The organism is Halodesulfovibrio oceani subsp. galateae, from assembly GCF_055397225.1.
Window position 1 is genome coordinate 2,879,498 of sequence record NZ_AP042453.1, and the last position, 13,254, is coordinate 2,892,751.

At 46.1% G+C, this 13,254-nt stretch carries 8 protein-coding genes; 6 read left to right on the forward strand and 2 right to left on the reverse strand.

What is annotated here, in order from left to right; genetic code table 11:
* Positions 1-126: 126 nt before the first annotated feature.
* A complete protein-coding gene (locus ACZ5V1_RS12885) occupies positions 127-1,062 on the reverse strand; it encodes an outer membrane protein (RefSeq protein WP_464389182.1) in 936 nt (311 codons plus the stop codon).
* Between the two features lie 509 nt (positions 1,063-1,571).
* On the opposite strand from ACZ5V1_RS12885, the gene ACZ5V1_RS12890 reads away from it, so the two are divergent.
* The 5 genes from ACZ5V1_RS12890 to ACZ5V1_RS12910 all read left to right on the forward strand — a co-directional run bounded on the left by ACZ5V1_RS12890 (position 1,572) and on the right by ACZ5V1_RS12910 (position 9,361).
* Positions 1,572-3,005 (forward strand): TolC family protein, encoded by a 1,434-nt coding sequence (locus tag ACZ5V1_RS12890; RefSeq protein ID WP_464389183.1) that lies wholly within the window; start codon positions 1,572-1,574, stop codon positions 3,003-3,005.
* On the forward strand, positions 2,995-4,170 hold the full coding sequence (locus ACZ5V1_RS12895) for an efflux RND transporter periplasmic adaptor subunit (RefSeq protein WP_464389184.1): 1,176 nt from the start codon (positions 2,995-2,997) through the stop codon (positions 4,168-4,170). Before ACZ5V1_RS12890 ends, ACZ5V1_RS12895 begins: the two co-directional genes overlap by 11 nt.
* Positions 4,163-7,321: an efflux RND transporter permease subunit gene (locus ACZ5V1_RS12900; RefSeq protein ID WP_464389185.1), complete on the forward strand. Its 3,159-nt coding sequence runs from the start codon at positions 4,163-4,165 to the stop codon at positions 7,319-7,321. The genes ACZ5V1_RS12895 and ACZ5V1_RS12900 overlap by 8 nt, the downstream gene beginning before the upstream one ends.
* Before the next feature lie 77 nt (positions 7,322-7,398).
* A complete protein-coding gene (locus tag ACZ5V1_RS12905; protein WP_464389186.1) occupies positions 7,399-8,088 on the forward strand; it encodes a response regulator transcription factor in 690 nt (229 codons plus the stop codon).
* On the forward strand, positions 8,072-9,361 hold the full coding sequence (locus ACZ5V1_RS12910; protein ID WP_464389187.1) for a sensor histidine kinase: 1,290 nt from the start codon (positions 8,072-8,074) through the stop codon (positions 9,359-9,361). Before ACZ5V1_RS12905 ends, ACZ5V1_RS12910 begins: the two co-directional genes overlap by 17 nt.
* A 294-nt stretch (positions 9,362-9,655) precedes the next feature.
* Here the strand turns inward: ACZ5V1_RS12910 and ACZ5V1_RS12915 are convergent, their stop codons facing one another.
* The gene (locus tag ACZ5V1_RS12915) at positions 9,656-10,393 is read right to left on the reverse strand and encodes a FadR/GntR family transcriptional regulator (RefSeq protein WP_464389188.1); all 738 of its coding nucleotides are present in this window, start codon (positions 10,391-10,393) and stop codon (positions 9,656-9,658) included.
* 326 nt (positions 10,394-10,719) lie between these two features.
* Here ACZ5V1_RS12915 and ACZ5V1_RS12920 point away from each other — a divergent pair, with 326 nt between their 5' ends.
* Positions 10,720-13,218 (forward strand): 2-oxoacid:acceptor oxidoreductase family protein, encoded by a 2,499-nt coding sequence (locus ACZ5V1_RS12920; protein ID WP_464389189.1) that lies wholly within the window; start codon positions 10,720-10,722, stop codon positions 13,216-13,218.
* Positions 13,219-13,254: the final 36 nt, after the last annotated feature.

Genomic DNA, 13,254 nt, shown 5'->3' on the forward strand with positions numbered 1-13,254 from the left:
GTTACTTTGCCGTTTACTTGCTACTGCGTCAGGTAAAGCGATTTGGGGACTGTGTCTCTCCGCAGTTTGAGGGGAGCAGATAAACATACAGCAGCAACGATTGGCTAAAGTAACTAGAGCAATCTTCTAAAAACCATATGAGATATTAAGCGCAGCGCCGAATGCGTTATCAGGCTTGCTTTTACTGCCGACTCTATGACCATCTTTATCGTACAGACGAATACTGCGGTCAAAATGATACTCCGGCCCTAATGAAATCATCAGTCCATCCATAGGAATCCAATCTGCATAAATGCCGACAACACTCCCTTGAATACTTGCAAAGCCATTACGTTCAGCTGCACTATTTTTGGATAATTTATAAATTCCACCAGTCGAGGAATACTCTGTTCTTAAAATCCATTCCGGAGTTACTCTGTACTGCACAACAGTTGACGGAAAGCCAATTGCAATAAGCCAATCGTCATCTTCATACTGAATCCCTGCTACCGGAGCAAAGTTCCATCGTATAGGGTCTTTATTGACACCAGCACCCGCGTATACTTTGAAATATTCATTCACCGTGTATCCAACCATAGTCATACCAGAATACCCGAATGAGTCTGATGTAATTCTGTCCTCGTAGCCTGTGTAGGCATCAAGATCGATCATCACGAACCAGGCATCGGAAAGCTCAATAGGAATATTCATGCCAAAAGAAAGGGTATTTAAACTCTTCCATGGGTCTTTGGACTTATCCCTACCGAACTTAAGTTTTTCAGTATCATTCCAATCAAATTGGGAATTCTGATATTGCATCCTGAAAAAACCGCCTGTCACACCAATTTCATAGTTTTGCTGAGAAAATGATGCACCAGAGTTATTGAAATCAGCTTCAGATATGAATCCCCCGAATGCTACAACCTCAACAGGAATCCCTTCTTCTATTTCTTCACAACTTTCATCAAGACCATACTCCAATGTTGTATCAGCAGCGAAAGTTGTTCCTACTGAAAATAACAACAGCATTGTCATCATAAGATAGCAGGTCACTATTCTTCTTTTTACACCTTGAACATACATACCGTGCCTCCTCAGTTCACTATAAATAGATATGTAATTTTTACTGAGGGTAATTTATCAATAAATACGTTACGGTATGGTTATGAAAAAAGACTATTACGTAAAAAAAAGAGACTGCCACTCTAACAACACATAAAAGTTCGTTTCAACATCCCGACAGCACAATACGGCAGAATATTGCACACTCTCTGTAATCAGCTAGTACTGCATTCTGTATGATACAAATGTTCACAAACATTTCAAACCTACTACCTACTGCCTACTGCCTACTTCCTACTGCCTACTGCCTACTGCCTACTGCCTACTGCCTACTGCCTACACTACTTTTTGTATTATCCTTTGATCACAAGATATAACTTCGCAATGTCAAAAAAAAAGCACTCATTAACCACCTGTTAACGAGCTTACTGCTATTTTCCATCTGTCATACACACAAGCCATCGCACGGTGCGTAAGTCTTGTAATATTACGTACTATTGTATTTTTTCTCACAAAAAGCATTTTTTGATATGAACAATTCTCTTCACCAAAAGCTCACAATATTCATCCTCAGTCTGTCTTTTCTCACGCTTGCAGGGTGCGCTTCACGAATGGACATTCCAGCCAGACAAGACGCGCTCGCAAAACAGTTTCCTGCAACATGGAAAGAACCTTTTACTGCGGTAGGTACAGCTGCTCATCTGGAAGAACTCACCAACAATGAGAACCTCAAAACACTCGTCCAGGAAGCACTCAACGCTAATCCCAATATTCTTGCCACGGCATACAGACTGAAAGCCTCCGGGCTGCTGCTTAGCGTGACGTCTTCTGCTTATATGCCTTCTGTATCTCTGGAAGGCTCTGGAACACGAAGCAATGCATCCGGCAACGAAGCAGACTCATACTCTTCCTCAATGAATGTGCGCTGGGAAATAGATTTATGGGGGCGGCTGGCAGAGCTGTACAAAGCAGACGAACTCGGTGTTGCCGCGAAAAGAGAAGATTACATTGCAGCGCGCAATGCACTCGTTGCCCGTGTCATGCAGGCATGGATAGACCTTTCATCACGAAACTTTGCGGTAGAAATTCAACGCCGCCGCATTGAAGCACTTAAAAATGCTGAAGACATCGTTCTTGATAGATACAGCACAGGCATCGGCAAACCGGAAGACCTTGCAACAGCAAAGACCGATACAGAAGCCGCACGACAGGTGCTCGTAGCAAATGTACTCGAAGTCTCTAAATCAAAAAGAACCATGGAAATACTTCTCGGTCGGTATCCTTCCGGACTTGTCCGCGGAGAAGCTGCTTTGCCAACCATGACCGCGCCAATTGTTGCCCTTCCGTCGTCCGTACTCACAAACAGGCCGGACATCAAAGCGGCATGGTTGCGAATACAACAGGCGGACACAAATGTTTCTGCATCAAATAAAGCAATGCTCCCAACATTCACGCTTTCTGCCGACATGGGGTATTCGTCCAACGGCTTCAACGCCATTGGTACCGGCCCATCCGTTTGGAATCTTGTCGGCTCCCTCAGTCAGCCTCTTTTCATGGGGGGAAAACTCAAAGATACAGCCGCTGCTAATTCTGAAGAAAGCAAAGCTGTGTGGGAAGAGTATCGGCAAGTGGTGCTCAACGCTGCATTGGAAGTGGAAAATGCTCTGGAAAATGAAACCAGCCTTGAAAAACAGGAACAGTTTCTTAAGTCATCGCTTCAATACGCACGGGAAAGCCGCATCAACTATGAGCAGCAATATCGGGAAGGCTTAACAGACATACTCAATTTACTGACCGCAAAAAATAACGAGCTAAACACCGAGGCAGAACTTCTCGCCATCCGAACCTCCCGCACAGCAAACCGTATAACCCTTGCCGTAGCTGTGGGACTCAACAGCGAACAGAATGCCCCGACCCTACCGGCAGCGAAAAGCAGCACTAAGGATACAAGCCATGAAAAATAAAAATTACCATCTCATTTTAAGCTCGGTAATCTTAACAATTACCGTCGCATCATGTTTCTGGCTTGTTTCAACTCCGGTGGAACCAATATTAGCGGAAGAAGAAAGCATTCCGCATCCTGTTTCCGTTGTACAAATAAATCCATCTGCACACACCGCATCTGTCATTGCATACGGACAAGTGGCACCCTACAGAAAAACGGATATTGTTTCCGCGGTGTCCGGTCGATTGGTTCAACGTAGTGACGTATTTGATAAAGGTATGCTCGTTGCCAAAGGCGAACTTCTCGCGACTGTTGAAGACGTTGCATACCGCTCTGCCGTGTCCACGCAGCAAAAAGAAGTAGCAGATGCGAATCTCGAATTTCTACAGGAAGAACGCCGCGCATTGCAGGCAAAAAAAGACTGGGAACGAATGGGAAACAGCAAAACGCCTGCTTCTTCTCTGGTTTTGCATAAACCGCAACTTGATGCCGCAAAGGCTCGGGTCTACGCCGCAAAGGCATCCCTTGCTAAATCACGAAATGATCTCAAAAACACACGCATTGTTGCGCCATATGATGCAGCCGTCATCAGTCGAAAAGTTGCTATAGGCTCCTTTGTCTCCGAAGGTACTGTTATCGGAACCCTGTACGGAACAGGTCAACTTGATGTCCAGATTCCATTAACAGAAGCTCAATACAACCTACTGCCTTTGCAGGGGATCTCGCATAACGCAGTTTGGAACGAAATTCCCGTGAAGCTGACATCCGTCACAACTCCCGACCAACAGTGGAAAGGACGACTCGCTGCCGTGGACTTGCAAATCTCCAAAGCCACACGTCAACGTATCGCCATCGTCCGTATTTCCAGCCCGTTAACAAGCAATACGCCTCTATTACCGGGTTCCTTTATCAAAGCGGAAATTTCCGGGATTTCGCTTGATAACGTTTTCGCCATTCCTGAAAGTTCGCTTACCCAGAACGGCAATCTCTGGTTCGTCGACACCGCTAACACTCTGCAAAAAATTAAAGCAGACATCAAATTCCGTAAGCAGGGGACGATCTATGCCCGTCTCCCGTTTGCGCACCAGAACAATGTATCTATGAATGTTGTGCTTAAGCCGCTTGGCACCTACCTCCCCGGTACCGCCGTCGCTCCGGTTACTGCTGAGGTAGCATATGAATAAAACACCACATTCAGGAATTATTGCGTGGTTTGTCCACAATCCTGTGGCAGCAAACCTGCTTGCTATCCTCATTATTATCGGCGGCTGTGTTGTCGGTTTCAATCGTCCCAAGCAGGCATTTCCGCCCTTTCCGCCAAAGCTTGTTACTATCTCTGTAGTCTACAACAGCAGCTCGGCAGAATCCGTAGAAAAAGGAGTCACAATAAAGATTGAGGAGGCTCTTACAGGGATTAACGGAATTAAAGAAATCACCAGCACATCCAGTCGTGACAGCTCCACCGTGCTTGTTGAAAAAAATGCTGATTACTCCCTTACCACCCTCATGCGTGACATTAAAAGTAAGGTCGATGCCATAGACACACTTCCCGCCAGAGCAGAACGCCCTGTTATCTCGCAGGAAGAGTGGAACGAGCACATTCTTTACATCCATCTTTTTGGTGACGCCCGTCAGCAAACGCTACAAACACTGGCAGATTCCATACGCCGGAAACTGCTGCTGCAACCAAACATCGGCAAGGTGAACTACATAGGCAGACGCACCAAAGAAATTTCCATTGAAGTCAATGAAGGGATGCTGCAAGCATGCGGGCTGACACTACAGGATGTCTCGCAACGCATTCAAAATGAATCAGTTATCGACTCCGGCGGCGAGCTTAAAACAGATCTCACAACCATTACCCTGCGTGCTGACAATCAGGCATACGGGGAAGAGCAATTTCGCTCCATCCCCTTACGCACCAATGCAAACGGTGCTGTAATTACGCTTGGGGATATAGCAACAATTAGCTCTGGTTATGAAGAGGAAACTGTCCTCAATAGATTTCAAGGTGCCCCATCCATAGGCTTAGAGCTTGTGGACGTTGGTGGAAAAGATATCACGGCAGCCTCGGCAGATGCAATGGAGGTGGTGGAATCCGTCAAAAGCTCCGGCTTACTCCCGCAGAACATTTCCATCGCCACATGGAGCGATCAGAGTAAATACATTAACAGCAGAGTTTCTCTGCTTATTTCCAACGGTCTTATGGGCATGGTGCTCATCGTTATTGTATTGTCTCTCTTTCTTAATCTGCGGCTTGCACTTTGGGTTTCATGCGGCATCCCTGTATCTATCGCCGGAGCATTACTGCTCATGGGAGAAAACGCGTTCAACTTTTCAATCAATGAACTTACGTCATTCGGGTTCATTGTTGCACTTGGGATTTTGGTAGATGATGCCATTGTTATTGGCGAAAACATCTACACCGTACGTGGCACAATGGATGATCCTGTTGCCGCAACCATTGCCGGTGCATCAGAGGTGGCAACTCCGGCAACCTTCGGCGTTCTCACCACTGTAGCAGCGTTTCTTCCGCTGGCATTCATTAAAGGTGAATTTGGGCAAATCTTCGGACAATTTGCCATCGTCGTTATCTGCTGCCTCATGTTTTCGCTCATTGAATCAAAGTTTATTTTGCCATCTCATTTGGCCAGAACTCGATTAACCAGCAGCGGCAAATACCCACGCATCTCACGCCCTCTTGCATATGCACAGCAATGGGTTACCCGCTTGCTTGAAACCTTTAAAGAACGTTTTTACAGTCCTGCGTTGCGTCGTGTTTTAAAAGCTCCCGGTCTCACGCTGTTAAGCTTTTCCTGCATACTCATTTGCCTTTTTGCGCTCATGATAAGCGGCCGTGTGCGAACCGTATTTTTTCCTAACATCACAGGCAACATTATCACAGTAACTGTCGAGATGGATCAAGAAGCAGGTAAGCGGCTTACCCTACAAAACGCACATAAGGTTGAGTCAGCCCTCTATACAACCTCTGCTACGCTGCAAAAAGAATACGGTTTAAACCAACCGCCGATACTCAATGTGCAAACAGATGTCACAAGCTCTACAGGGTTTGCAGTCACCGCGCAGCTTAATCAACAACAGAGCAACAATGTTCCAACTGAAACATTAGTAGCCCGCTGGAAAAATACTGTAGGTAGCATGGAGGGAACAGACACCGTAAACTTTGATGCGAATACTTCTACCATGAAGAATATTTATATTGAAATTAACGGAGCAGCGCCGGATACTCTTGCCGTTGTTACAAAGAAAATTGCAGACAAACTTGGTGAATATGCTGGCGTCTACAATATCCGCGACAACCTGAAAACTGGGCAGCCACAACTCCGATTATTCATCAAACCGGATGCACGAAGCTTGGGAGTTACGCTTGACGACTTGGTGTCTCAGCTTCGGGGCGGATTTCAGGGGTATGAGGTACAGCGTTTCCAGCAAGGGCAGGATGATGTAAAAGTTCAAGTTCGCTATCCCGCTGCTGAACGAAAACATTTTGAAGACTTGCGTAGAGCGCGTATTCGAACAGCCAACGGTTCGCTGGTTCCACTTGAAGTTGTAGCAGATATTATTCCCGGATACGCCCCTGTTGAAATCAACAGGTCAAACGGCGGGCGTGTTGCAGATATTTTTGCATCAACTAACAAAAACATTACCTCTCCGGGCAAAGTAGTTAAAGACTTAGAAGCCAACTTGTTCCCGGAACTACGGGAACAGTATCCGGAAATTACGTTTTATCTTGCCGGCGAAGCACAGGATGAAGCAGAAGCAACAGGCTCACTATGGGGCGCGTTTATGATTACACTTATCATGATCTACACCCTGATCGCCATCCCGTTGAAGTCATACACCAAACCGTTAATTATTATGGCAGCAATTCCTTTTGGCTTTATCGGCGCTATCGGCGGGCACATGATACTCGGCTATCCTATCAGCATACTCTCGCTCTTCGGCGTGTTGGCATTATGCGGTGTAGTTGTTAATGACAGCCTGTTACTGGTAACAGAATATTCAACGCAAAGAGCAAACGGTTTATCGCTTGATGAGGCGCTCGTCAGGGCATCCTGCAAACGCATGCGTTCTATTTTATTAACGTCCATCACAACATTTATCGGGCTTGTTCCACTACTGCTTGAGACTTCGGAACAAGCTCAATACATTATTCCGGCAGCAATCTCCATGGCGTATGGTATACTCTTCGCTACAGCCATTACGCTTCTTTTGGTTCCTGCATTAATTCGTTTTTCACACAATACACAGGTTGCACTCACCGAACTCTGGACTGATTCATCATACCAGCCCGATCGAGCCGCACATGAATAGCAACACTACAATAATGACCGAGACCGGAAGGCACAGCAAAAGCTATGCTTCACATGCCATGAAATCTGGAGGAGTTTATGATGAATCTGCACGTATTACTTGTTGAAGATGATTACGATCTTGCTGCCTCACTTGTGGAGTATCTGGAGCTGGAAAATATTACCTGCGACCATGCTGCAAACGGGCTTCACGGCTTGGAGCTCACGCAACAAAATCAGTACGACGTACTTCTTCTTGATGTCATGATGCCAAAAATGGATGGATTGTCTCTGTGCGACACACTTCGCAAAGACGGTGTGGATACACCGGTACTCATGCTGACAGCGCGTGACACGCTCGACGACAAAATTGCTGGATTCAATGTGGGCACAGATGACTATCTGATTAAGCCTTTTGCTCTGAAAGAACTGCTTGTTCGCATCCGCGCTTTGGCAAAACGTCGCAGCAGTCAGTCTCGAAAGTACACGGTTGCAGATCTGGAACTGGATACCCAAGCTGTGATCGCCCGAAGAGGCGGTAAGACACTTGTGCTTACGCCGACAGAATGGAAACTACTTTTGGAACTAACCCGTCACAGCCCTCAGGTTGTAACACGCGAGCAACTCATGCGAGCCGTATGGGGTGATGACACACCGGAAAGTAATACGTTGAAAGTGCATATGCATAAGCTGCGGCAAAAAGTTGATAAACCATTTAAAACAGCACTAATTACAACACTTCCCCGACACGGGTTTGTATTGAGAAATGACGATGAGAAAAACTCCTAGCCTTCGGCGGACTATTATTTACACAGTGTTTTTTTTCGGGCTCATTATTATTCTGGGCTACACATCACTGTTGATTGACTTTGGAGACCGTGGTCTGGATTTAGCTGTCGAAGTTCGCTTGGATATGGAACTGCAGGCATACTCAAAGCAGTATGCTATAAATCCAGACACCCCATTACCTGAATACACAAATTTTAAAACTTATTTAGGGTACGCTGACCTTCCGCAAGCAATACGGAATGCGATGCCCGAAAGCGACTTTTCCTCTAAAACGATGGATGTTTTTGATCCCTTTGAGGAAGATATAATGCAGTTTATTTATCCGTGGCAACGACCGGATAATAAATGGGTATACTTTATTTTCACAGTGCATTTTAACGATGCCACAGATCGGGTACTGCAAGATCTTGATAATATGCTCTCGTTTATCGGGCAGACAGGGCTTACGGTACTTACTATCATCGTCGTTCTCATGCTCGCATTTTTGCATCGCATATCCCGATCTATTGATGAATTGCGAAAATGGGCAAACAGCTTAGAGCCTAAGACGTTAGAACAGCAGAAAAAGTCATTCAAATACAAAGAATTAAATCAACTTGCTGATCTTTTTTACAACAACACAAAACGTATCGCCTCCGGTGTGGAACGTGAGCAACGATTCCTGGAAAACGCAAGCCACGAGCTTCGCACTCCGATTGCGATATTACAAAGCAATCTTGAGTTACTTGAATACAAGGGGCTAAACACTGATCCGCGGTTTGCTGCGTCCTTTATCCGCATGACCAACTCAGTACATAACATGCACCACTTAACCACAACCTTACTGTGGGCAAGCAGAAAAGAAAGTGCACCGCCTCTTACTGCTGAGATTAATCTTGAGAAATTAATCGAAGATCTCATTGCAGAGAACAATTATCTGCTCAGAGATAAGCCTGTGACTGTGTCAAAATTACTCTCAAATAAAACCATCATAGCCTCAAAGCATGTACTGCGTATTATCCTCGGAAATATTATCCGTAACGCATTCCAACATACATTTGAGGGTGAAATCAGCATCCACAACACGGCAGATACCTTTGCGGTATTCAACAGCAAGTCGTCTGAAGGCGAAGTTACCGATGCTGAAAGCTACGGGCTTGGCATCATGCTCATTGAGCAACTTGTTGAAAAAATGGGCTGGGATATCACCTTTGAAGATTCTGATGCGTTCTTCTCCGTAACGTTACTGATGGATGGAACTTTGCCTGAAAATACTAAAGCGGATTCTGCATAGAAATACTCACATTCTGGACTCGCTGAATATAAAAAAACGCCCTTGCGAGCACTCGCAGGGGCGTTTCATTTTGTAAGATACCACGCTTAAAACGTGATTATATGCAGATAAATATCTCTTTTTGTCGCAAAGTACTACCTTTCAGGTTCAAAATGCACGTAAGTAAATTTTAGATGTTATTTATTTTCAGATAGGTATGTTAAAAAGTTATCTGAAAAGATAAAGTCTGACTTTATCTTTTTTCCATCCTCATTTCATTCCAAACACCCAGTCAGCACTGCATATTCAACCAGACTAGCTCAATCTGGCATCACGTATAAGCTTTTCCTGAGAGCCCATAGCTGACTTCATGCCAGACACGTGCACATACATTTTCTCAAATGCAAGCTGAGGGTTACGTGCTGCAATCGCGTTTAAGATATCCATATGTGCCGAGTCATCATGCACATACGGCAAGGACTCGTCCATCATCCCAGTAAACATTCGAGTAAAGGTCATGAAACTGCGGATAGAAATATCATAAAACGGGTTACCGCTTAGCTGTCCGAGCAAAATATGAAATTCAATATTATGCTCAACGCGCTTCATTCTGTCTTTTTCATTCGACACCAACTCATTTAAGTCAGTCAATTGCTGTAAATCCATTGATGATGCCCGCAGAGTCGCCAACCGTGTGGCTTCAGGCTCGATAAGAAGACGTGCAGAAAGCAGATCATCCACCTTCATCTTACCCATCAGAACCAGATCACTGAACAATGCACCCATGGCGCTGGACTCTAAGATGTTTTTTACAAACGTCCCGCCATTCTTTCCACGCTTAGACTCCAAGTATCCTTGTGTCTTAAGAATACCCAGCGCCTCGCGAATCATGGCACGGCTTACGCCGAACTGTTGCGCCAGCATCTCTTCTCTTGGGAGCACATCACCCGGAACATACTGTTGTAGCAGGATTTCTCGCTTCAGCGTTGCAACTACGTCCTCACAACGGCTGCTCGAGCGCATAGTATCTGTATTCATAGTATGTTGAGGCATCAATCACTCCTGTCAAAATTTTCATTATCTTTGACAAATACCGTAAAACCCACTTTCTGTCGATTTCAATTGTCAGTCTTTTACGACAATTTTAGTCCGAATTGTTGCCATTCCTACGCATAAAAGCAATCAAAACAAAACATATAGCAATGTCGAAATTAACAATTTTAGCCAAAACACCTTATAAAATAATGATATAGAGACATATCTTTTTTCATAAACCCCATTGACATAAAGTCAGACTTTTAATAATTCCAAAGAAAACAACGTCACAGATGATTGTAACAACTTTTCGAGAGACACGCCCATTTCAAGGAGAATTAACGATGAACCCAGTTAAGAAACTTTGTACGCAAGAGTCAGGCGAAGCTGCCGTTCTGCAGGGCAACATGGCCTTTGCAGTCGGCTGTGTCCGCACCGGCATCCATGCAGTTGATGGATATCCGGGAACTCCAAGTACCGAAGTTATCGATAAAGGACTCAGCAACGTACAGGATATGATCTCTGTAGGCTGGTCCATTAGTGAAGCCACCGCTGTTTCCGTAGGCTATGGCCACTCTCTCGCGGGACAGGACTGTGTTGTCACCATGAAAATCCCCGGCCTCTTTCAGGCAGGTGATCCATTCAGCAGCTCTGCATTTTTCAACGAAGACCGCGGCGCGCTTGTTTACTACCTCGCGTCAGACTTCACACCAAGCTCCACACAGCACCTCGTTGATCCCCGCCCATTTATCAAAAGCTGTTTTGTCCCTATTTTTGAACCGCGCAACCATCAGGAACTGCACGAAGCTTCTGAAATCGCAGCCGACATCAGTCGCCAGTTCAAAACTCCTGTTGTAATTCTCGCCAACGGCACTCTCTGTCACAGTGAAGGCTTGGTACATCTTTCAGACGTCAAAACACGCGACCGTGTTGAACTTACCGTTCCTCTTAAAAAATTCAACACACTCCCTGTTGTCGCACGCGGAAACTACAATACCGTTGTCACTGAGCGCATGCCCGCACTTACAGAAATGGTTGAAAATTCCCCGCTCAACAAATGGGAAAAAGGCGCTGGGAAAGTCGGTGTTATCACCTACGGAATCAACGAAATGATGGTGAAGGAAGTTAAAGAGTCTCTCGGCGAAGACATAGACATCCTTTCCCTCGGCTTCACATTCCCGCTCCCTATGAATCTCATCCGCAAATTTTACGATTCAATCGACGGCGACGTGTATGTCATTGAAGACGGCTACCGTTTTGTTCAGGAAGAAATTGAACGCAACGGACTAGCCATTCACGGCAAAGACGCAATCGAAACGTTGACAGAATGGACACCAGCTCAGGTTGCGGGCCGCCTTGGATACTCCCTTGAATCACCCGCTTCAAATGAGGTTGCCCCCCTGAGCCGTCCGCCAATGATCTGTGCAGGCTGCCCTTACCGACTCTTTGGCGAAACCGTTCGTCAGATGAAAAAGAAAGGCAAACTGGAAACATGTTTTGGCGACATCGGCTGTAACACTCTTCTGTACTTTATGGATGCTGTAGACACCAACGTGGCTATGGGCACAGGTGAATCCAACCGTGCAGGCTATGTTCTGGCTAATCCGGAGAAAGCATCAAAATGTCTCAGCCTACTTGGCGACGGCACAGAATGCCACAGCGGCATGGACAGCACCAGAAACACTATTTTCCGCCATATTCCTGGTGTAAAAGTTGTGTTGGATAACAACTGGACAGCCATGACAGGCGGTCAGCCTGGCCCGACATCTCCTGTAAACCTTGCAGGCCAGACCAATACATTTGATCTTCAGTCATCCCTTGCTGCCCACGGCGCGAAAGTTGTGGAAGTAAGCGGCTATGACCGTAAAGGAATCAAAAAAGCGCTAACAGGCGCACTCGCTGATGCAGAAAACGATGTATTCACCACACTGGTAATAACCGGTGTCTGTATCCGCAAAATGCCTAAATCTTCTTACGGCACCCAGATGACAGTAGATGCAGACATCTGTAAACGCTGCGGACTCTGTCAGATCTGTCCGGGTATTCAGGCAGACAAAGACGGGCTTCCATCATTTAATAACATGTGTACCGGCTGTGTAAGCCAGTCCGCCGCATGTGCGCAGATGTGTCCTGTTAATGCGATTACCATTGCAGAACCTTCCGAAAAAAGTGCCGCCGCCCGCGTTACACTGCCGGAAGCTCCTGAAACAATCACCGCACCGGATGCCGGTTCATTTACTCTGCCGGAAAGAGTCGCATTGGCAATCCGCGGCGTCGGTGGTCAGGGCAACCTCTTCTTCGGTCGCGTTCTCACACAGCTGGCATTCCTTGCAGGCTACGGAGATACCAACATTGTTAAAGGTGAAACTCACGGCATGGCTCAAATGGGCGGCCCTGTTATTTCTACCTTCAGCTGCGGTAACGTCTGTTCACCAGTCCTCTTACCGGGTACTGCCGACTGTCTTGTCAGCATGGAACAGAGCGAAATTCTGCGTCAGGGTTTTGTGGATATGCTCAGACCGGGCGGAACAGTGCTGTTAGCAAAAACACACGTGCTTCCATACGGCGTAGCAGAAGAAGCCTACCCTGCTCATACACAAATTATGGACACACTTGCCAACTACAACGTTGTTGAGATTGATGTTCTGGAACAGGCATTCGCTCTTGGAGATCCAAGCGGACGAATCGCAAACGTTGTAATGATCGGCGCGCTCAGCACGCTTGCTCCATTCAACGAGTTTCCTGCTGAACTATGGTTGCAGGCACTGAAAAATGTAAGCCCTAAACCTGCCATCTGGACAGCTAACCATGCTGCCTTCAGCGCAGGACGCGAATTATTCTAAATACTATCCCCAGCAGGAAGCCGGACTCCGGTTTCC